Here is a 19460-nt window from a genome sequence, read left to right as displayed (position 1 = left end):
GATACTGGGACCGACCGCACTGAGTGGTCGGTTTTCAGTAGGAGGCTCGATCGATGAGGTGCCGCGGCGCGGTCTCGGCGTTGGTGGCGGTGCTCGTCGCCGTGGGTTCGACAGTGCTCGGCGCGGGCGGCGTCGGTGCGCAGGCGCCGGAATCCGGTGCCGTGGTGACGAATCGGGCGGTCGCTGTCGACGGGTCGCGGGCCGAGGTGACCTCGGTCGACGGGCGCCAGGTGACGGTGCGGATCTTCTCGGCGGCCATGGCGCGCGAGGTCTGGGTGAAGGTGCAGCGACCCGTGGACACCTCGGTGCCGCGGCCGTCGCTGTATCTGGTGAACGGCGCCGGTGGCGGCGAGGACACCGCGACCTGGGAACAGAACACCGATGTCGTGGACTTCCTGGCAGCCAAGGACGTCAATGTCGTCATGCCGGTGGGCGGTGCGTGGAGCTACTACACCGACTGGCGCGAACCGGATCCCAGGCTGGGCGTGAACAAGTGGCGCACCTTCTTCCTCGACGAGCTGCCCGCGCTCGTCGACACGATGTTCGAGACGACCGGACGGAACGCGATCGCCGCGAATTCCATGACGGTCACCTCGGTGCTGCAGCTCGCGATCGCGAAACCTGGCCTGTTCCAGTCGGTCGCGGCCTACAGCGGCTGCGCGCAGATCAGCGACCCGGTGGGCAGACAGTTCGTGAACGTCGTCGTCGGCACCGGTGGCGGCGACGCGTCGAACATGTACGGCCCGCCCGGGGACCCGGAGTGGGTCGCCAACGATCCCGTCGTCAATGCCGAGGGTTTGCGCGGCACCAAGCTCTACATCTCCAACGGCAACGGCCTGCCCGGCGAGCACGACACGCTCGGCGACCCGCACCTGGTCACGTGGGGGCCGGTCGGCCTGGCCAACCAGATCGTGGTCGGCGGCGTGATCGAGGCCGCGACCGGCTGGTGCACCAAGAACCTGCAGGACCGGCTCGCCGAGCTCGACATTCCCGCCACCTTCGACGTGTCGACCCAGGGCACCCATTCGTGGGGCTACTGGCAGAAGGCGTTCAAGAACTCCTGGCCGCTGCTGGCCGAGGGGATGGCGATTCCCGCCTGATCAGCGCAGGTCGAACAGCGCGACCGCGTTGTCGTGGCACACCTTGCGCAGCCAGTCCGGCCCGAGGTCCAGCCGCTCGAGCGCCTGGACGGCCTCGGCGTACGGGTAGGGGATGTTGGGGAAGTCGCTGCCGAACAGAATGCGATCGGCGAAGCGGCGCAGCCGTTCCCGCTCGGCGGGCGGGAACGGCGCCCCGCCTTCGCTGAAGTCGGTCCACACCATCGTCGTGTCGAGGTGCAGCCGCGGGTACTGCTCGGCCAGGTCGAGGAACTCGCTGTACTCGGGGGTGCCCATGTGCGCGATGATCAGCCGCAGCGCCGGAAAGCGGCGCAGCAGTTCGGCAATGGGCGCAGGACCGGTGAATTCGCCGGGGGCCGGCCCGGATCCGCAGTGGATGAGCACGGGCACACCGGTCTCGGCGAGGATCGCCCACACGGGGTCGAGCAGTGGGTCCAGCGGTGAGAACGCGCCGACCTGGATGTGCACCTTGAAAACTCGCGCGCCGCCTTCGATCGCGGCGCGGACGTACCCGGGCGCCTCCGGTTCGGGGTAGAACGTGGCGGTGTGCAGGCAGTCGGGTGTGCGGGCGGCGAACTCGGCGGTCCACTCGTTGAGCCAGGCGGCCATCTGCGGCTTGTGCGGGTACACGAGCGAGGTGAACGCGCGGACGCCGAAGTCGCGCAAGGTCTTCAGCCGCACCTGTTCGTCGTCGCGGTAGGTGATCGGCCACGGACGGCCGGTCAGCGGGCCGACCTGGTCGAAGTACGCCCACACCTTCTGCATGACCTGGTCGGGCATGAAGTGGGTGTGCACGTCGACGATCGCGGGCAGCTCGAGGCGGCGGCGGAAGTCGGCGAGATAGGCGGCGGTATCGACGGTCACGAGGGCGGCTCCGGGTACAGGCGACGGGCGAAGGCGCCGACGCGGGTGACGAGACGTTCGAAGAAGACGGCGGGGTCGGTGCCGATCACGATGTCGGCGTTGGGTTCCCTGCCCCACATGCCCGCCCAGTCGGCGACGGTGGTGGCCCGGGTGATGGTGCCCGCCAGTTCGACGTCGACGGTGGCGGGGCGGGTCAGCACCAGAGCCGGGTCCAGCGCGACCGCCGCCGCGAACGGATCATGCATGTGCGCGAGGTAGCCCAGGTCGTACAGATGGTGGAAGTCGAAGTAGAACCGCACCGCGTCGACGAGATACCGGATGATCGGATTGCTTGCCGCCGAACGCCATTCGGGGGCATCGCCCGCGGCGACCCGTTCGATCGGCGTGCTGTGCGCGGCCTCGGCCAGCTGGACCAGGTGCTCGGGCCGCATCTCGATGGACTCGGTGATGTCGAGCGCGCACACCAGCGGCCTGCGATCCGGCGCCGCCGCCGAGAACGCGTCGAAGACCTCCTTGGCCGCCTCGGGGTCGACGTGGATGTTCCACTCGTTGGTCGGCGTGGTGTTGCCCGGATGGTTGAACGCGCCGCCCATGATCACCAGGCGTCGCAGCAGCCGGGGCAGTTCGGGTTCGATGCGCAGGGCCAGCGCGAGATTGGTCAGCGGGCCGGTGCACAGGCCGATCGCCGAGCCGGGGTTCGCGCGAGCCAGGTCCACCCACATCTGCGCCGCCGACCGGTCCGACAGCGGACGTGTCGAGACGGGCAGCTCGGCATAACCGAGGCCCTGCGGGCCGTGCGTGTCCTCGGTGGTGCGCAGTGGCACGGCCAGCGGTCCGTCCGCGCCCGCGGCCACCTCGATCTCGTCGGCGTCGGCAAGATCGAGCAGGGCGAGGGTGCTCGCGGCCACCTGCGCGGTCGGCACATTGCCCGCGGTCGCGGCGATCCCGATGATCCGCGCCTCCGGTGACGCCAGCAGATACAGCAACGCCAGCGAATCGTCGATTCCGGTATCGACATCGAGGATGATCTGCTGTGCCACAGGTCGAGCGTAGCCGCGGCGGTAGGCCCGGATCCCGCGGGAGGTCCGGGCCGGGCGATCAGTAGGTCGGCAGGGTGAACTCCTCGGTGTGGCCGAAGAAGATCTTCTTCGTGATCGGCCGCATCGGACGCGACATCATCATCCGCACATTCACCTTCGACAGGCTGGTCATCAGCTTGGTGCGCGGAAGCATCATCGCGATACCGCCGCCGGGAATCTCCTTGGCCTTGGCCAGGAACGGCGTGATCGCGTCCTGATAGCGCCGCAGGGCACCGTGCGGGTCCGCCGGCGTGGCGGCGATCTCGGCCGCGAGCACGTAGGCGCCGACCACAGCCATCGCGGTGCCCATGCCGGTCATGGGGGAGCCGCAGTAGCCCGCGTCGCCGACCAGCGTGACACGGCCGACGGCCAGGTCGGGCACGTCGACGCGGGCGAGCTCGTCGAAGTAGAAGTCGGCGGTGGTCTCCATGGCGGCGAGAACCGCGGGCGCGTGCCACCCGGCCTCGCCGATGGCCCGGCGGATCAGGGCACGCTGGGCGTCGGGGTCGCGACGCAGCGCGGGGTCGGCGTCGGTGCGGATGGTGATGATCGCCTTGGCGGTCGCCGGGTCGCCGTCGGGGCGGATACCGAGCATGGCGCCGGGTACCAGGCGCATGCCGAACCAGCCGGGCTCCACGTTGGGCGGGGTCGGCATCGTGAAGAACGCGCCGTAACCGCCGAGATTGGTGCTGAACTGCTCCTCCGGGCCGAAGACGAGCCTGCGTGTCGCCGAGTGCACGCCGTCGGCACCGATCACCAGGTCGAAACGTTCGGTGCGGCCCGAGGCGAAGGTGACCGCGACGCCGGTGTCGTCCTGCTCGATCTGTTCGATCCACTCGCCGTAGCGGTAGTCGAGGTCGCCGTCGTCGGCGGTCGCCAGCGCGTCGAGCAGGACCTGGTTGAGGTCGCCACGGGTGATCTCGATTTCGGCGACCGCGCCTTGGCCGTCGAAATCCTCCATCGCCATGCGGGCGTAGACGCGGCCGTCGCCGTCGATGTAGGACATGCCGCGCTCGTCGAGCTGATACTTGCGGATGCCCTCCATCAGGCCCATCCGCTCGGCCGCTTCCCGGCTCGGTCCACGCAGATCCACGGCCTGGCCGCCGGGGCGGGGGACAGTCGCCCGCTCGACGACCGTGGTGCGAATGCCGCTGCGCAGCAGCTGAAGTGCGACCGCGTTGCCCGCGATACCGCCGCCGGAGACCAGAACGTGCAGGGAGCTGGTGGTGGTCATGGTGTTTCCCGTCTGGAGAACGAATGTCTTAGACATATGTCTAACATTTGGGTTGCACGTATGTCTAGTACAAATGTCTAAGACGGTCGGGTAGTCTCGCGGCATGGGTAATCGAGAAGACCTACTGGCGGGGGCGCGCAAGGTCATTCTGGAACGCGGTGTGGCCAAGGCGACCGCGCGCGATATCGCCGCGGCCGCGGGGGTGAGTCTGGCCGCGATCGGCTATCACTTCGGGTCCAAGGAACGGCTGGTCACCGAGGCGCTGAGCGAGGCGCTCGGCAATGCGATCGGTGACGCGATGGAGGAGTTGATCGACGCGGGCGCAGGTACATCGCCGCTGGCCGGCCTGACCCGGCTGTGGAACGGAATGCCCGCGGTGTTCGCCGACAACCACGAGGCGATGCTGGCCAGTCTGGAGAACATCGTGCGGATCGTGCGCTCCGACGAGGCACGTGCCCAGCTCGGTGACCAGTTGTCGCGTGCCTATACCGATCTCGCGGCGAATCTGCGCGCGGCGCACCCGGAACTCGACGAGGCGCAGGCCGACGCGATCGGTCGGTTGTACTTCGTCCTCGTGCAGGGCCTGGGTGTGCTGTGGTTGCTGAATCCGGGTGAAGCCGTGGCCGACGGTGATCAGCTGGCGGTGGCGGTGCGCGCGCTCGCGGGGCGCTGAGACCGTCTGCCCGGTCAGGACCTGCGCGACAGGTCAGGTGCGCTGGTCCGGTAGCTCTATCCAGAACGGCTGCGCGGACCCGTAGGGCGGTGCGGGCCAGCGGAAGTCGTCGTACCCGGCGAATGCCGGTGCGGCAGTGACCAGTTCGCCGTGGGTGACCGTCGCTGTCTGGTCGGGCGTCGCCGCGGGAGGGTGACCAGGGTCGCGATCGCCCGCCAGGAGCCAGGAAGCGGTGCGGGCCAACGAGACTCGTACGTCGCGACCTGCTCCGTCGTCGGCTCGCGCCAGCAGTGCGTCCAGGATGCCCGCGGCGAGGAGATACCCGGAGCCGTGGTCGAGCGCCTGTGCGGGCAACGCACCCGGGCGATCCGGGGAACCTTCGAGCAGCGAAATACCCGACGCCGCTTGGACGATGCTGTCGAAACCACGCCTGCCTGCCCACGGGCCGGCTGTGCCCCACGCCGAGACGGACGCGTCGATGAGATCGGGGCGCGTCACCCGCACGCCTGCCGCGGCGAGCGCACCGGGCCGGTAGCCCGTCACCAACACGTCGGCGGCGGACAGGAGGTCCTCGAATGTCGCGAGGTCGGTGCGCAGATTGAGCAGGGTCGACCGTTTGCCTTGGCAGGTGTCGGCGAATTGCCAGTCGATTTCGGGCAGCTGTGGCGGATCGACGCGGAGCACATCGGCACCCAACAGCGCGAGGGTGCGGGTCGTGACGGGCCCGGCCAGGACCCTGGTCAGGTCGAGAACTCGGGCGCCACGCAACGGGTGTTCGGCGGTGGGGCGCCACGTAGACGGGTTGGAATGCGCTGTATTCGGCAGTGCGACGGCGTTGGCGCGCCGATCGACTGTGACCAGCGGACCCGCTGCGGCCGCCCGGCCCATGGGACTGCCTGCCCATTCGGCCTCGGTGCGGATACGCACGGCGATCGCACCCGCGGCGGCCGCCACCTCCTCGACCTCGGCCGCGGGCACGGCGGCCAACCGGGCGGCGAATTGCGCGGCCTCGGCCGACGGGGGCAGGCCGAGGGCATGGATCAGGCGGTCGCGATGGTGCGGATAGTTGGCATGGGTGCGCACCCACCCGTCGGCGGTGCGGAAGAAGCCGGACAACTCGGCGAAGATCGACGGCGCGCTGCCGCCGCGGCGAAACAGCCGCTCGCTGGAGAACGCCGCGCCGATCCGGGCCGGATCGAGGGCAGAGGGCCTGCTCGGCAGGCCATGCGCTGCACGGATCCGGTTCGCGGCCGTGCCGACCGCCGCCACCGAGCCCGCGGCCAAGGCCCACACCGGTAGCGTGGCCGCGAGCCGGTCACCCGGATCCGGCTCGTCGGCCCCGGCCGATGCCGCGAGTCCGAGCCCGGTCTCGTAGGCGTGCACGAGTTGCTGCGCGGTGGTCACCTCGACCAGCCTAACCGCGGCGATCATGGTGAAGGAGGGTGAGGTGGGCGTGAATACGGCTGCGACGGAATGGGTTCGGATACTGCGACCGGATCAGGCGCCGCGCAGGCAACTGGTCTGCCTGCCGCCGGGCGGTGGCTCGGCCGCCTTCTACCGCGAACTGGCTCGGCACATCGGACCAGGGGTCGACGTCGCCGCCGTGCAATACCCGGGCCGCCAGGATCGGCTCGGCGATCCGATGATCACCGACCTGCACCAGCTCGCCGACCGGATCGCCGCGGACCTGCTGCGGCAGCCGAGCCGGCCGCGCGCGCTGTTCGGGCACAGTATGGGCGCGACCGTGGCCTACGAGACCGCACGGCGGCTCGCCACGGCGGGTCAGCCGGTGGATCAGCTCATCGTCTCCGGCCGTCCCGCACCGGCATTCGTCGAGAACGGGCGACTGCACCAGGGCTCCGACGCCGCACTCATCGACGATCTCGAGCGTCTGGCCACCGACCCCGCGCCGGTGCGGTTGCTGCGCACCGAGCCGGGCCTGGCCGACCTGGTGCTGCCCGCCGTGCGCGCCGACTACCAGGCCGTCGAGACCTACCGGCACCAGCCGGGAACCCAGCTGAGCTGCCCGGTCGTCGCACTGGTCAGTACCGAGGACCCGACGACGACCCTCGCGCAGGCCGAACAGTGGCGCACCGTCACCGACGGGCCGTTCAGCATCCGCACGTTCCCCGGCGGGCACTTCTACCTCGACGAACAGCCCGCCGAGGTGGCGCGGGAGATCACACGGCACCTGAACTGAACCGGCGGTGCCGCTGGTGCAGGCGCACATAGCCGATCCAGGACACGAGCACCGCCGCCGCCGCGAATGCCCGTATCAATCCCAGCGCGCTGTCGGGATAGATCACCCCGGTCAGATAGTGGTCGATGAAACCGCTCGCAGGCAGCTCGGCGACCGCGGCCTGCCTGCGCGCCCAGTTCTCGGCATGGGTCAGCGGGCAGTCGAAGCCGATCAGGATCGTGGCGAACCCCCACGACGCGGCCAGCAGATGCAGGCCGATCGTGCGTGGCCACCGCCACGCGAGAAAACCGCCGGCGACCACGTACGCGATGAACGCGACGTGGGTGACGGCGATGATATCGGCCAACACCCGGAACGGCACCTATTCAGAATAGGTATCCGATCGGCGACCGGAATCATGATCAACATTCCGGTTCGGCATCGCTTGGGTCGCGGCTACCAGGGGGAGGGCTGGTAGTCCTTGAGGAAGCAGCCGTACAGGTCGACGCCGTTCTCACCCTGCACAATCGGGTCGTACACGCGGGCGGCGCCGTCGACCAGGTCCAGCGGCGCGTGGAAGCCCTCTTCGGCCAGGCGCACCTTCGTGTAGTGCGGGCGCTCGTCGGTGATCCAGCCGGTGTCGACCGCGGTCATCAGAATCGAGTCGGCCTCGAACATCTCCAGCGCGCTGGTGCGGGTCAGCATGTTCAGCGCGGCCTTGGCCATGTTCGTGTGCGGGTGGCCCGGCCCCTTGTAGCCGCGGCTGAACTGGCCTTCCATCGCCGAGACATTCACCACGTACTTGCGGCGGCCCGCCGCGGCGGCCATCGCCGGACGCAACCGCGACACCAGGATGAACGGCGCGACCGAATTGCACAGCTGCACTTCCAGCAGCTCGGTGGCGTCCACCTCGGCGACGGTCTGCACCCAGCTGTTGGTGTGCGCGAGATCCGGGACGAGGCCGCCCGCGTCGATCGCCACGCCCGCCGCGATCCGCTCCGGGGTGGCCGAGCCCGCGACCAGCGCCAGCTCGGCGACATCGGCGGCGGACAGCGACGGCGTCAGCGAGGCGGTCAGCGCGGTCGGGTGGGCCTGCATCGTCTTGCCGAAGGTGACCATCTCCGGCAGCACGCCGGCGGGCAGCGGCGCGGTCTCGGCGTCGACCAGGGCGCTGTAGGCGCCTGCCGAGCGGCGCACGGTCTGGGCGGCGTTGTTGATCAGGATGTCGAGCGGGCCTTGCGCGGCGACGTCCTCGGCCAATGCGACGACCTGCGCCGGATCACGCAGATCGATGCCGACGATGCGCAGCCGGTGCAGCCAGTCGGCGCTGTCCTCCATCGCGGCGAAGCGGCGGATCGCGTCGTTGGGGAAGCGGGTGGTGATCGTAGTGTGCGCGCCGTCGCGCAGCAGCCGCAGCGCGATGTACATGCCGATCTTGGCGCGGCCACCGGTGAGCAGGGCACGCTTGCCGGTCAGGTCGGTGCGGGCGTCGCGCTTGGCGTGGCTCGCGGCCGCGCACTCGGGGCACAGCTGGTGGTAGAACGCGTCGACCTGGATGTAGCGCTGCTTGCAGATGTAGCAGGGACGCGCACGCAGCAACGTGCCGGCGCTCGCTCCGGTGGTGGCCGAGCTGATCGGGATGCCCGCGGTCTCGTCGTCGATGCGCTGGGGCGAGCCGGTGGCCGTTGCCGCGATGACCGCGCGGTCGGCGGTGGCGACCTGCTCCCTTGCCTCGATGCGTCGGCGCTGCTTGAGCTTTTTGAACATGTGCCCGACGGCGCGCTGCACCGCGATCGAATCGGGGTGTTCCTTCTCCAGCTGCCCGGCTCGTTCCAATACCCGCAGACAGGTCGCCAACTCGTCCGGATCGATCATGTTCTCGGTCATCGGGGAGTGCGGCATTCCTTCGTGCGGGAGCGGGGGACGACACTTATTGTCGCATTGGCCGCTCGCCGGACCCGCTGGGTATCGTGGTGCACCGCTGCCGCAACCGCGCGGCGGCCACCGAACCCGACGGAGCAGCCCGATTTCCCCGCTCGACACCGACACCGCAGACGCGCCGCGCAGGCGCAGGCTCGAACCCGACGAGCGACGCGCGCAGATCCTGGCCTGTGCCATCGACATGTTCGGTGAACGGCCCTACGCGGCGGTGTCGACCGCGGAACTGGCCCAGCGCGCCGGTGTCGCCCGCGGGCTGATCAACCACTATTTCGGCAACAAGCGCGACCTGTACCTGGCGGTCGTGCGCCGGATGGTGACGCTGCCGCGCCCGGACAAGGTGTCCATCCCCGAGGGCACGCCGGGCGAACGGGTCGACGCGATCGTCACCTGGCTGCTCGACACCATCGCCGAACACGGCACCACCTGGGTGAAGGTCACCAGTCACGAGGGTGTCGGTGACGATCCCGAGGTGCAGCAGATCCTCGACCAGGCCGACGACGCCGCCGCCGAACGCATGCTGGTGATGATCGGGCGCCCCGATGTGGCCGACAGCGCACAATTGCGCGCGCTGGTCCTCGCCTACGCGGGGCTGGTGAAGGTGGCCGGGCGCGAATGGATCACCCGCGGCACGCTGACCAGGGATCAGGTGCACCGTCTGCTCGCCGACACCCTGCTCACCGTCATCACCGAGACGATGCCGAGCGTGGAACCGCGGCCGGGCGTGGCCGGCTAGGAACCGAGCCTGCGCTGGGCGGGATGGGGGACCGCGATCTCCCTGGCGCCGTAGCGCTGCGGGTCGATATGCCCCGGCGCGTGCCCGCTGCGCCCGTAGAGCTGCTCGATCCGCTCCTCCCGGTGATGCTCGAACAGCAGCGCCGCGGCGCCACCGAGGAGGAATACCCCCGTGGCGACGCCCGCGAGCACCGCGTACCCGGCATACCCCGATCCCGCGGCGACAAGGGTGCAGGCGAGGCTGATGACGCCGATCGCGCACGCGATGATGCCGGGAACGTTGTAGTCGTCGGCGAGCAGGTCGCCGGCTTGGGCATGCCAGCCGGGCTCGTCTGCCGAAATGGTGCTGCCGGGCATGGGGTCCTCCTCGCGAGCTCGAAATGCGCGCACTGGTACCTGTGACCAGCATGGACCCGAAGCGGGTGACGAGGCAAAGGGTTTGCCGGTTCGTTACCGGTATCCATCCCCCTTGATCCGGTGCGGACCGCACATGAGCGCATTTGCCGTTTGCGCTGACCGACAGGCTCGAAGTCCCTATCCTCGTCGCAAACCCGGCGTTGCAAGTTTGTTATGTTTCCGCGCCGGGGGGATCGGAGAGGGACCCGGGGTTGATGGCACGGTACGACGAATGGGACGACGACCCCGAGGAGGAAACCGAGGATCGGCGCTGGAACGGCCAGCGCTGGCCGCACGCGACGCCGGCGGACGGTGGCCAGGGTCATGGCCGCGGTGACCAGCCGCGGGTGAACCCGTACGCGATGATCGCGCTCGCCGCCGCGCTGGTGCTGCTGTTCCCGATCGCGATCGTGTTCGGGCTGCTGTCGTTCGGGCATCCGCGGGGGCGGGGAATGGCGCTATTCGCGCTGCTGCTGGGAATCGCGGAGGTGGCCGCTGTCGCGGCGGTCGGGCTCGTCGCGTTCGGCGGGCTGGAGATCGAGGTGCCGACGCTGGCCAAGACAACGACAACGGCCTCGGTGACAACGACGACGCTGCCGTCGCAGGGCGCGCCGACGGCGACCGGGACCGTTCCGGCGGTGAGCCCGTCGGGCGGCGTCGTCGAGAAGGGCACACCCTGTTCGGCCGACCGGGCGGGACTGCTCGGGGTGGCGGCAGACGGTGCGACCCTGCTGTGCCTGCAGGCCGACGGCAACTACACCTGGTCGGGCCCGTTCAAGGTGTCCGGGTCCTACTACACCGCGGGTGAGCGCTGCGATCCGACGGTCGACAAATCGGGGCGCACCTCCGACAACCACGCGCTGGTCTGCGAGGGCAAGGCAGGCACCGGCAGCTGGGTGCCCTGGACCGAGGAATAGGTCTCAGTCGGCCTTCTTGGCCCGGCTCGGTTGCACCCGCGGCGGCTCGTTCGGCATCTTCGGATACTGCGGCGGCCACGGTGCGTCCATCAGACCGTCGGCCATGTCGCGTTCCGACATCGCCAGCAGCGGTTCGATCGATTGCGGCGTGCGATCGGCCCACGGGTCGCCCAGTTCGGCGAGCCGGGCAGGGACGGTCGCGAGGGTGAGCTCGTCGGGGACGACGGTGTCGAGTTCGGACCAGGTGATCGGAGTCGAGACCTGCCCGCCGACCTTGGGACGAACCGACCAGGCGCCGAACACCGTCTTGTGCGGCGCGTTCTGGTTGAAGTCGACGAACACGCGAGAGCCGCGTTCCTCCTTCCACCACTGCGCGGTGATCTCCTCGGGATGCCTGCGCTCGAGTTCCCTCGCCAGCGCCACGGCGGCCGCGCGCACCTGGTAGCCGTCCCAGCGGGGCTCGAGTGTGGCGTAGATATGCAGCCCGCGCGAACCCGAGGTCTTGATCCGGCAGTCGATGCCGAGTTCGCTCAGCAGGTCGCGGGTGAGCACGGCCGCGCGGCGCAGATCGTCGAAACCGATGCCTGGCGAGGGATCGAGGTCGATCCGCAGCTCGTCGGCGATCGTCAGATCGGGCACGTGATTGGGCCAGACGTGGAAGCCGAGGCAGCCCTGATTGACCGCCCACAGGATGTGCGCGAGGTCGTGCGCGACCAGCGCGTCGCTGGTGGTGCCGTTGGGGGTGGACACTTCGACGGTCTGCAGCCACTCCGGCGCCGACTTGGGGACCCGCTTCTGGAACCACGATTTGCCCGAAGCGCCGTCGGGATAGCGTTCCAGCAGCAGCGGCCTGCCCCCGATCACGTCGAGCAGCGGGTCGGCCACGGCCTGGTAGTAGCGGACCAGCTCGAGTTTCGTCTCGCCGCGCTTGCTGAAATAGACCTTGTCCGGGTTGCTGATCGACAGTGTGCGGCCGTCGGCCTCGACGTCGACGGCCGCGCTCATCGCTGCGCTCCGAAGATCGCGTCCAGCTCGGCCGGGGCGACCTCGTCGAGCTGGGCGTAGGTGCACGAGTCGGGGGTGCGGTCGGCGCGGAATCGGACCAGCCGCCCGCCGTGACGGAAGCGTCCCGATTGGACGTGCTCGTAGCGCACCTCGGCGACCAGCTCCGGCCGCAACGGTTCCCACGAGAGGTCTTTGCCGCCGGTCCAGCGACTCACCCCGCCGGGCATCTTGCCGTCCGCGCCGGCCTGGGCGACCGCGTCGGCCCAGTTGCGCCACGGATGATTGTCGAGCGCGTTCTCCCGCAGCGGCGCCAGCTCGCCGAGCAGTTCGCGCCGCCGGGCCGCGGTGAAGCTCGAGGCGACCCCGACATGGTTCAGGTTGCCCTTGTCGTCGAACAGGCCGAGCAGCAGCGACCCGACCCCTTCGCCGTCCTTGTGCAGCCGGTACCCGGCGACCACGCAGTCGGCGGTGCGTTCGTGCTTGATCTTGAGCATCACCCGCTTGTCCTGCAGGTAGGGCAGATCGTCGGCCTTGGCCATCACCCCGTCGAAGCCCGCGCCCTCGAAGCGGGTGAACCAGTCCTGCGCGACATCGGGATCGTGGGTGATCGGCGTCAGGTGGATCCGCCCCGGCGCGGCATCGAGCAGGGAGTCGAGTTCGCGCCTGCGCTCGGTGAACGGCTCCTTCGTCAGGTCGCGATCGCCGAGGGCGAGCAGATCGAATGCCACGAAACTGGCCGGTGTCTCCACGGCCAGCTTGTTCACCCGCGACGCCGCCGGATGCAGCCGCTGCTGCAAGGTGTCGAAATCCAGGCCCTGATCGGTGACGACCACGATCTCCCCGTCGATGACACAGCGCTGCGGCAGTGCGGCTTTCAGCAGCTCGGCCAGTTCGGGGAAGTACCGGGTGAGCGGGCGGTCGTTGCGGGAACCCAATTCGATCTCGTCGCCGTCGCGGAACACGATGCAGCGGAATCCGTCCCACTTCGGTTCGTAGGCGAGCCCTGGTTCGCGGGGCAGCGACGGCGTCGACTTGGCCAGCATCGGGCGCACAGGCGGCATCACCGGTAGATCCATCCGATCCTCCTCGCGAGTGGGTTCACCCGTGTCGACGGCGCGAGCGCACCCGATTCATCGGTGCGGGTTCGATCGTAGGGCGGCCCACCGACATCGCGCGGATATCGAGCGCGGCGGTGTCGCGGTCAGCTGTCGAGCCAGCCGTGCTCGTCGGCGAAGAGGGTGAAGCGGTCGCGGATGGTGATGATCTCGGCCGCGGTCAGCGCGGGCGAGGCTTCCAGCAGCAGTTCGGTGATCTGCCTGCGCAGCTCGTCGGCGCCGAGGCGATCGCCTGCCGCGCGGTCCTTGCGCGATTTCGGCGGCGGCGCGGCGTGGCCCACCGCGGTCAGATTGATCGCCTTGGGGCCACGATCGCCCTCGGTGACGTCGAATTCGAACAGCCTGCCCTGGCGCAGCTCGTCCTCGTCGAGCCCGATGTCGTTGACGTGGACGAACACATCGGGTCCGCCGTCGTCGGGCCGGATGAACCCGAAACCCCGTGACCCGTCGAACGACACCAATTTCCCGATGGACACCAACCAGCTCCTCGCTCCGCTTCCCGAGGCCACTCTAACGCGGCTTTTGGGCGTTTTTCCCGGAAAGTGGACAGACGCGACATCTCCGACGCCGGCCCGCGGCCGGACCGACCGGGCATGGTCACAATCCGGCAACTGTTCGTTCACATCGCCTCGTTAGCGTTCCGAATCTGTTCGGTACGGGAGTGGAGGTTGTGACGAGTGTTCGACCCCGGGTCGGGGATGAGGTCGGGGGGAAACGATGCCGGGCGCGGCATCCTGACGGCACCGTCGCGTGCTGTGTCCGAGCCGGTGTGTTTCCGGCCGCCCGCGCAGCCGGTAGCAGTGCTGGCGCCGCGACCACGCCCAGCGCACGTGCCGCTGGCGCCCGCCCAGGAACGGATGTGGCACGCCGCCCGGCTCGGCCGGTCCGCGGACTGGAACGTCGCCCGCGCCATCCGGCTGCGCGGTGCCGCCGTCGATGTGACCGCGCTACGGTCCGCGCTCGAATGCCTGGTCGCCCGGCACGAACCGCTGCGGACCACCTACCCGGCGACCGATCGTGGCCCTGCCCAGCGGGTCGTCGAGCCCGCTGACGTCGAGCTCGACGTGACCGAATGCGCTGTCACCGACGCCGAACTCGACACCGCGGTGGCCGCACTGGCCGCGCGCCCCTTCGATCTCACCCGCGATCTGCCGGTGCGGGCGCGGCTGTTCGTGCTCGGCCCCGACGATGTGGTGCTCGCGCTGGTCGTGCACCACATCTCGGTCGACGGCCGGTCGATGGGCCCGCTGATCCGCGACCTCGTCACCGCCTATCCGGCCTGCCGCGGCGGCGGTGCCCCGGAGTGGTCGCCGCTGCCGGTCAGTTACACCGACTACACGCTGTGGAAGCACGCCCAGCTGGGCGAGTTCACCGACGAGTGGAGCCGCGCGACCCATCAGCTGCGGTACTGGGCCAACGCGCTGGCCGGTCGTCCCGCGCTGCTCGATCTGCCTGCGCGGGAACTACAGTCACCGCCGATCGACCCGGCCGCAGGCGCGCTGCTGCCGATTTCGTTCGACCCGCGGACCCACGCCGGTCTGCTGCGGCTGGCCCAGGACGGACGGGCCAGCCTGTTCATGGTCTTGCAGGCCGCTTTCGCGGTGACCGTCGGTGCGTTCGCGCGCAGCGCCGATGTCACGGTCGCCACCGCGGTGTCGGGCCGCGACCACCGCCTGCTCGACGACCTCGTCGGCAACTTCTCCGACGACGTGCTGATGCGGGTGCGCCTGGACCGCGCGGGCGATGTCGACGAGCTGATCGACCAGGTGCGCCGCGTCGCGCTCGCCGCCTACGCACACCCCGACACCCCCAACCCCCGCCTGAAGCGCTGCCTCCTCCAGGACGCCGCCCTGCCCCTGTTCCAGGCGACGCTGATCCTGCAGCGCAGCCCTGCCGCGCGCAGCACTGCCGAACCCGCTCCCGCGCCAGGCATCTCGATCACCGAGGTGCCGACCGGCGTGGTCAGGGCCAAGCACGATCTCGAGTTCGGCCTGACCGATCACTACGATCCGCACGGCGCCCCCGCGGGGATCGATGGCTCGTTCATCTACCCGATCGCCCGGTTCGACGAGGAGACAGCGCAACGGTTCGTCGCCCGGTTCCTGGCAGTCGTCGGCTTGCTCGCCGACGGCTATCGCGGCCCGCTGCCTGCCCTGCTGGCGACCGTGGGACGGCGCAGCCCGCTCTCGACCGCCCGCCGGGCAGCGCGCGTGCTGGTGTGATCAGCCGCCGCGTTCGAGCGGATAGCCCGCGTCGCGCCAGGCGACGATGCCACCCGCGAGGCTGAACGCGTCATAGCCCGCGCGGTGGGCCAGTGCGGCGAAGCGCAGCGAGGTCTCACCCACCGGGCACACGAACACGACCGGTCGTGATCGGGGAAACGGCACGCCCTGGGCGAGCATCTCGTCGAGCTGGTCGTCGCGGATATTGAGCGCGCCGGGCACGTGCCCGACCCGATAGGCCATGGCGCCACGGGTATCCACGACGGTGGGACGCCCGGTGCGGTCGAGCTCCGCCAGCGCGGCGGGGGTGAGCGTCGGGGCGGCGGCGGTGTCGTCGGGGCCGGGTGCGGCCGGTGCGGCGGACTTGCCGAACAGCTCGGGCCTGCGCTTGGCGAAGTAGGACAGGTACGGCTCCAGCCGGTCGCAGACGATGAGGACCGCGACCAGCGGCCGGTCGGCCGGGCGGGGCGCGTCGGCCAGGGTGCGCAGGGCGGCGGCGTAGCCGGCGCCGCTGGTCGGCCCGGCCAGTACGCCGTAGCCGCGCACCAGCTCGAGGGTGGCCTCGATGGCGGCAGCGGAGTCGACGGTGACGATGTCGTCGTAGAAATCGGGCCGGAACAGCCCGACATCCCACATCTCGCGTTCGGAGCGGATGCCGGGGATGAAGTCGAACCGGTCCGACACCACCCCGATCGTGCGCAGCGCAGGATGCCGGGCGAGCAGCGCGGTGGCGGTGCCACGGGTGGAGCCGCTGGTGCCGAGGCCACCGACGAGATAGTCCAGGTGCGCGATCCCCGCCTCGGCGAGATCGGTGGCGATCTCGGTACCGGTACCGTCGAGATGCGCCTCGACATTGCGGTCGTTGGTGTACTGCGACGGATGGAACCACCGGCCGGGCGCCTGACCCGTGGTCTGCGCGATGACCGCCGAGACATCGTCGGCCGCATGGGGATCGGGGCATTCGGACAGGCCGGGCAGTTCCACGATCTCGGTGCCGAGCAGCTGCAGCAGCTGCCTGACCTCGGTCACCCTGATCCGGTTGGTGACCGCGCGCAGCGGAATGCCGTGCAGCGCGCCGAGCACCCGCAACGCCTTGGCGGTGTTGCCGCTGGAGGCTTCGATGAACGACTGCCCGTCCGCGGCGATCCGCTCCAGGTCGGCGCGGATCATCGCCCAGGCGACCCGGTCCTTGACCGAGCCGAACGGATTGTGCGACTCCAGTTTCGCGTACAGGTCGACATCGGCGAGCCCATGGACCGCCGGGTCCAGGCGCAGCAGGGGAGTGTTGCCGATCAGCTCGGTGATGTGGGTGTAGACCATCACCGCACCTCGGGCCGATAGTCCGCGTCGGGGCACAGGTCGAACTCGCCGTCCCGGTGCAGCACAGCGACTTTCGCCGGCGCCGGGTGCATGCTGGCCCGCGCCGCGGACAGGTCCATGTGATAGGCGGCCGTATTGGCGAACGCGACCGGATCGCCCGGTGCGGGCACTCCGGCGAGCCGCACCTGCCGTTGCGTGATCAGATCCCGCTCCAAGCACAGGTGACCGGCGAAATACACCCCGACGGCGGCGGATACCGCGGGTTCGGCGAGCACGATCGGATCGATGAGCACCTCCTGGTCGGCGGCGGTGACCGTGTCGCGGCTCAGGTCCAGATGCACCAGCGTCGCCCCGTTGCCCGCGCGTTTGACGAATTCGACCTGGGCGAGGGTGATCCCGGCCTGATCGACCAGCGCCTTGCCGGGTTCGAGCCACAGCTCGAGCAGGTTGTCGGCGAGCACCCTGCTCAACGCCCGCCCGCCGTGCCCCGGCAAGGGCGCGCCGAGCAGATCGGCCAGGATCCCGGCGGCGGATTCGGTATTGGCGTACTTGTGGAACACCGGTCCGCCGTGGACCGCGCCGTCGGCCACGTGATAGCCGAAAGTATTGCTGCCCCAGTGCACTGCGCGGCCATGGCCGAGGAGTCCGGCGCGCAGCGCGTGATCGTAGGCGTCGTAGCCCGCGGCGTCGGCGGTGAACACCTGCCGCAGCCCGCCGCCGATGTCGAGCACCGTCGGCGTCAGATCGTGCCCGTACGCGCGCTCGACCAGGTCGAGGCACTCGGCGACCGCCTGGACGCGTTCCGCTGTGGCCGCGGTATCGAGGTGGAACGCGAAACCCAGCAGCCGCAGCCGATCCCGGTGGCGGGTCAGCAGGCCGAACGCTGCCCCGGCGTCACCGAGGTCGATCCCGAACCGGCTCGGGGAGCTACCGGGGAACCCCGAGATGCGCAGCAGCACAGACACACTGGTGCCCGGCTCGGCCAGCTCTGCCAGGGTCTCCAGTTCCCAGAGATTGTCGACATTGATCGTCACGCCCGCCGCGAGGGCGGACCGCAGCATCGCCGCGCCCTTGGGTCCGGTCACCTCGATCCGGTCGGCGGGAAACCCGGCGGCCTGCGCGGACAGCAGTTCCCGCGCGGAGGCCACGTCGACCGCGATGCCCGCCGCGGCGGCGGTGCCCGCGAACGCCGCGGAACGATTCACCTTGTGCGCGTAGCAGATCCGGTACCTGGTGGCCGCTCCGTCGAGTACGCCGCGCAATGCGGCCAGATTCGCGGTGAACACCTGCGGGAACACCAGATGCACCGGCGACCCGAACCGGTGCAGGGCCGCGCGCACCGCAGCCCGGTCGTCGAGGAACGCCGCGACCAACGGATGGAGCGCGGCGGGAACAGCCGGCGGCGGCGTCATCCCACCGCCGCGCCCGGCGCCTGCGCCTGCACGTCGTCCACCGGGTTGTAGCCGCCGTCGCGTAGGGCCTCGAACACGCGGAACCGATTGCGCGGACTGCGGATTCGGGCAATCACCCGCTTGGACTCCAGGTCGATCTCGACGACCGGGATGTCCATCGATTCGAGCAGCGCGGTGATCGTGCGGACACAGTGCTTGCAGCTCATGTCGGGGACATAGAAGACGCCGTCGTCCCCGAGCAGCGTACCGTCCGGCTCCGGCTCCGCGGTGTCCTCCACCACCTCCACCTTGCCCGCCAGCGCGGCGAACGTCTCGACGAACCGATCGACCACCGTCGCCAGGACGTGCACCGCCGCACCGTCGACCGCCTGCGGTGCGGCCGCCAGGCAGGCGGGCCGGGATTCGGCGGGCAGCAGCGCGTACTGGCGCGAGATCAGATCCAGATCGTCGTGGTACTTGGCGACGGCCGCCTCGACGTCGAGCCCCTCCTCGGTGGTGGCGCGGCGCATCACCGCGCGCGCGTCGCCGATGGTGGCGTCCTTCATCGCCCGCAGGACCGTGATGGAGTCGGCGGTGTAGCGCACGCTGCCGTCCGGCTGGGTGGCCAGCCGCACCGGGATCATCCCGCGCCGGAAGGTCGAGGCCTGCAACTCCCAGAACCAGCGGGTCGCCACCGCGGCGAAGATGCCGGAATCACGCATCCCCCTGGCGAATTCGACGATATCCCGGTAAGGGGTGTCGGCCGCGATGAGCCCGTGCTGGGTCAAGGCGCGCCCGGTGGCCTCCACCCCGACCCGGAAGATCTCGTGCGGATCGTGATCGGTGGTGGTGGCGGTCAGCACCGCGAGATCGGGTTCGGTCAGCACGGCCGACCGCTCGACCAGACCCGACGCCGCCAGCGAACGCCACAGCGCCAGCACGGTTTCCCTGGCCACCACCGCGAGCTCGGGCCCGGCGCCGCCGGTGTGGAAGTACCCGGTGTTGGGGATGCCCGCGCTGTCGGTCCAGGTGATGCGGTGGGTCGCGCTGGTCACCTGCTCCGGACGGCACGGACGCAGGAAGCGTTCCAGATACATCCGCTGGGACTGCGTCAGCGAGCTGCCCGGCTCAGGCCGTAACGCGGTGGCGCGAACAGTGATCCGGACCGCTGACGGGGCTTCGGCGACGGTGAAGAGCCCGGGGGCCGCCAGGCGGGCCAATACCCGGGACGCGGCGCGGCGGTCGTAGTGCGGCGCTGCAGGCATGCCCATCGG

General features: G+C 70.0%; 19 protein-coding genes. 6 read left to right on the top strand and 13 right to left on the bottom strand.

Annotation, left to right across the window (positions count from 1 at the left end):
• Positions 1–53: 53 nt before the first annotated feature.
• Positions 54–1100 carry an alpha/beta hydrolase gene (locus ACFWF2_RS16415; RefSeq protein ID WP_379308265.1) on the top strand — a complete coding sequence of 349 codons (1047 nt, stop codon included), beginning with the start codon at positions 54–56 and terminating at the stop codon, positions 1098–1100.
• Here the strand turns inward: ACFWF2_RS16415 and ACFWF2_RS16410 are convergent, their stop codons facing one another.
• The 3 genes from ACFWF2_RS16410 to ACFWF2_RS16400 are packed head-to-tail and all read right to left on the bottom strand — an operon-like array spanning position 1101 to position 4295.
• A complete protein-coding gene (locus ACFWF2_RS16410) occupies positions 1101–1982 on the bottom strand; it encodes an amidohydrolase family protein (protein WP_379308264.1) in 882 nt (293 codons plus the stop codon). It lies immediately after the preceding gene.
• A complete protein-coding gene (locus ACFWF2_RS16405) occupies positions 1979–3022 on the bottom strand; it encodes a nucleoside hydrolase (RefSeq protein ID WP_379308263.1) in 1044 nt (347 codons plus the stop codon). The genes ACFWF2_RS16410 and ACFWF2_RS16405 overlap by 4 nt, the downstream gene beginning before the upstream one ends.
• A 58-nt stretch (positions 3023–3080) precedes the next feature.
• On the bottom strand, positions 3081–4295 hold the full coding sequence (locus tag ACFWF2_RS16400; protein ID WP_379308262.1) for an FAD-dependent monooxygenase: 1215 nt from the start codon (positions 4293–4295) through the stop codon (positions 3081–3083).
• A gap of 103 nt (positions 4296–4398) precedes the next feature.
• On the opposite strand from ACFWF2_RS16400, the gene ACFWF2_RS16395 reads away from it, so the two are divergent.
• Positions 4399–4968: a TetR/AcrR family transcriptional regulator gene (locus ACFWF2_RS16395; protein ID WP_379308261.1), complete on the top strand. Its 570-nt coding sequence runs from the start codon at positions 4399–4401 to the stop codon at positions 4966–4968.
• 33 nt (positions 4969–5001) lie between these two features.
• Here the strand turns inward: ACFWF2_RS16395 and ACFWF2_RS16390 are convergent, their stop codons facing one another.
• Positions 5002–6399 carry a CoA transferase gene (locus tag ACFWF2_RS16390; RefSeq protein WP_379308260.1) on the bottom strand — a complete coding sequence of 466 codons (1398 nt, stop codon included), beginning with the start codon at positions 6397–6399 and terminating at the stop codon, positions 5002–5004.
• Positions 6400–6415: 16 nt separating this feature from the next.
• Here ACFWF2_RS16390 and ACFWF2_RS16385 point away from each other — a divergent pair, with 16 nt between their 5' ends.
• Complete coding sequence (locus ACFWF2_RS16385) at positions 6416–7168, top strand: thioesterase II family protein (protein ID WP_379308259.1); 753 nt, start codon at positions 6416–6418, stop codon at positions 7166–7168.
• Here the strand turns inward: ACFWF2_RS16385 and ACFWF2_RS16380 are convergent.
• Both ACFWF2_RS16380 and ACFWF2_RS16375 read right to left on the bottom strand, forming a co-directional pair.
• A complete protein-coding gene (locus ACFWF2_RS16380; RefSeq protein ID WP_379308258.1) occupies positions 7149–7529 on the bottom strand; it encodes a DUF2784 domain-containing protein in 381 nt (126 codons plus the stop codon). The two genes, ACFWF2_RS16385 and ACFWF2_RS16380, sit on opposite strands and share 20 nt — an antisense overlap.
• 74 nt (positions 7530–7603) lie before the next feature.
• On the bottom strand, positions 7604–9034 hold the full coding sequence (locus tag ACFWF2_RS16375; RefSeq protein ID WP_379308257.1) for an SDR family NAD(P)-dependent oxidoreductase: 1431 nt from the start codon (positions 9032–9034) through the stop codon (positions 7604–7606).
• A gap of 46 nt (positions 9035–9080) precedes the next feature.
• Here ACFWF2_RS16375 and ACFWF2_RS16370 point away from each other — a divergent pair, with 46 nt between their 5' ends.
• The gene (locus tag ACFWF2_RS16370; protein WP_379308256.1) at positions 9081–9821 is read left to right on the top strand and encodes a TetR/AcrR family transcriptional regulator; all 741 of its coding nucleotides are present in this window, start codon (positions 9081–9083) and stop codon (positions 9819–9821) included.
• Here the strand turns inward: ACFWF2_RS16370 and ACFWF2_RS16365 are convergent.
• Positions 9818–10177 carry a hypothetical protein gene (locus ACFWF2_RS16365; RefSeq protein WP_379308255.1) on the bottom strand — a complete coding sequence of 120 codons (360 nt, stop codon included), beginning with the start codon at positions 10175–10177 and terminating at the stop codon, positions 9818–9820. The two genes, ACFWF2_RS16370 and ACFWF2_RS16365, sit on opposite strands and share 4 nt — an antisense overlap.
• 254 nt (positions 10178–10431) lie before the next feature.
• Here ACFWF2_RS16365 and ACFWF2_RS16360 point away from each other — a divergent pair, with 254 nt between their 5' ends.
• The gene (locus ACFWF2_RS16360) at positions 10432–11133 is read left to right on the top strand and encodes a hypothetical protein (RefSeq protein ID WP_379308254.1); all 702 of its coding nucleotides are present in this window, start codon (positions 10432–10434) and stop codon (positions 11131–11133) included.
• Between the two features lie 3 nt (positions 11134–11136).
• Here ACFWF2_RS16360 and ligD read toward each other — a convergent pair whose 3' ends face one another.
• The 3 genes from ligD to ACFWF2_RS16345 all read right to left on the bottom strand — a co-directional run bounded on the left by ligD (position 11137) and on the right by ACFWF2_RS16345 (position 13732).
• On the bottom strand, positions 11137–12138 hold the full coding sequence (gene ligD / locus ACFWF2_RS16355; protein WP_379308253.1) for a non-homologous end-joining DNA ligase: 1002 nt from the start codon (positions 12136–12138) through the stop codon (positions 11137–11139).
• Entirely contained in the window at positions 12135–13214 is a 1080-nt protein-coding gene (locus ACFWF2_RS16350; RefSeq protein ID WP_379308252.1) for an ATP-dependent DNA ligase, read from the bottom strand. Before ACFWF2_RS16350 ends, ligD begins: the two co-directional genes overlap by 4 nt.
• Positions 13215–13339: 125 nt before the next feature.
• The gene (locus tag ACFWF2_RS16345; RefSeq protein WP_379308251.1) at positions 13340–13732 is read right to left on the bottom strand and encodes a cold shock domain-containing protein; all 393 of its coding nucleotides are present in this window, start codon (positions 13730–13732) and stop codon (positions 13340–13342) included.
• Between the two features lie 276 nt (positions 13733–14008).
• Here ACFWF2_RS16345 and ACFWF2_RS16340 point away from each other — a divergent pair, with 276 nt between their 5' ends.
• On the top strand, positions 14009–15475 hold the full coding sequence (locus ACFWF2_RS16340) for a condensation domain-containing protein (RefSeq protein ID WP_379308250.1): 1467 nt from the start codon (positions 14009–14011) through the stop codon (positions 15473–15475).
• Here the strand turns inward: ACFWF2_RS16340 and ACFWF2_RS16335 are convergent, their stop codons facing one another.
• Genes ACFWF2_RS16335 through ACFWF2_RS16325 form a run of 3 tightly spaced genes read right to left on the bottom strand, consistent with a single transcriptional unit; the run spans position 15476 to position 19457 of the window.
• Entirely contained in the window at positions 15476–16795 is a 1320-nt protein-coding gene (locus tag ACFWF2_RS16335) for a pyridoxal-phosphate dependent enzyme (RefSeq protein WP_379308249.1), read from the bottom strand. It lies immediately after the preceding gene.
• Positions 16795–18207, bottom strand: a complete 1413-nt coding sequence (locus ACFWF2_RS16330) for a decarboxylase (protein WP_379308248.1) — start codon at positions 18205–18207, stop codon at positions 16795–16797. The genes ACFWF2_RS16335 and ACFWF2_RS16330 overlap by 1 nt, the downstream gene beginning before the upstream one ends.
• The gene (locus ACFWF2_RS16325; RefSeq protein ID WP_379308247.1) at positions 18204–19457 is read right to left on the bottom strand and encodes a heavy-metal-associated domain-containing protein; all 1254 of its coding nucleotides are present in this window, start codon (positions 19455–19457) and stop codon (positions 18204–18206) included. The genes ACFWF2_RS16330 and ACFWF2_RS16325 overlap by 4 nt, the downstream gene beginning before the upstream one ends.
• Positions 19458–19460: the final 3 nt, after the last annotated feature.

It is taken from the genome of Nocardia sp. NPDC060259 (assembly GCF_042728775.1).
Classification (GTDB): Bacteria; Actinomycetota; Actinomycetes; order Mycobacteriales; family Mycobacteriaceae; genus Nocardia.
The sequence above is the reverse complement of the archived record's forward strand: the minus strand, read 5'-3'. Positions and strand labels throughout refer to the sequence as shown.

What these genes read in the sequence shown, in the direction of transcription:
- ACFWF2_RS16415 (WP_379308265.1), top strand. Translation starts at nt 54, where the DNA reads ATGAGGTGCCGCGGCGCGGTCTCGGCGTTGGTGGCGGTGCTCGTCGCC.
- ACFWF2_RS16400 (WP_379308262.1), bottom strand. Translation starts at nt 4,295, where the DNA reads ATGACCACCACCAGCTCCCTGCACGTTCTGGTCTCCGGCGGCGGTATC.
- ACFWF2_RS16395 (WP_379308261.1), top strand. Translation starts at nt 4,399, where the DNA reads ATGGGTAATCGAGAAGACCTACTGGCGGGGGCGCGCAAGGTCATTCTG.
- ACFWF2_RS16390 (WP_379308260.1), bottom strand. Translation starts at nt 6,399, where the DNA reads ATGATCGCCGCGGTTAGGCTGGTCGAGGTGACCACCGCGCAGCAACTC.
- ACFWF2_RS16375 (WP_379308257.1), bottom strand. Translation starts at nt 9,034, where the DNA reads ATGACCGAGAACATGATCGATCCGGACGAGTTGGCGACCTGTCTGCGG.
- ACFWF2_RS16365 (WP_379308255.1), bottom strand. Translation starts at nt 10,177, where the DNA reads ATGCCCGGCAGCACCATTTCGGCAGACGAGCCCGGCTGGCATGCCCAA.
- ACFWF2_RS16360 (WP_379308254.1), top strand. Translation starts at nt 10,432, where the DNA reads ATGGCACGGTACGACGAATGGGACGACGACCCCGAGGAGGAAACCGAG.
- ligD (WP_379308253.1), bottom strand. Translation starts at nt 12,138, where the DNA reads ATGAGCGCGGCCGTCGACGTCGAGGCCGACGGCCGCACACTGTCGATC.
- ACFWF2_RS16350 (WP_379308252.1), bottom strand. Translation starts at nt 13,214, where the DNA reads ATGGATCTACCGGTGATGCCGCCTGTGCGCCCGATGCTGGCCAAGTCG.
- ACFWF2_RS16335 (WP_379308249.1), bottom strand. Translation starts at nt 16,795, where the DNA reads ATGGTCTACACCCACATCACCGAGCTGATCGGCAACACTCCCCTGCTG.
- ACFWF2_RS16330 (WP_379308248.1), bottom strand. Translation starts at nt 18,207, where the DNA reads ATGACGCCGCCGCCGGCTGTTCCCGCCGCGCTCCATCCGTTGGTCGCG.
- ACFWF2_RS16325 (WP_379308247.1), bottom strand. Translation starts at nt 19,457, where the DNA reads ATGGGCATGCCTGCAGCGCCGCACTACGACCGCCGCGCCGCGTCCCGG.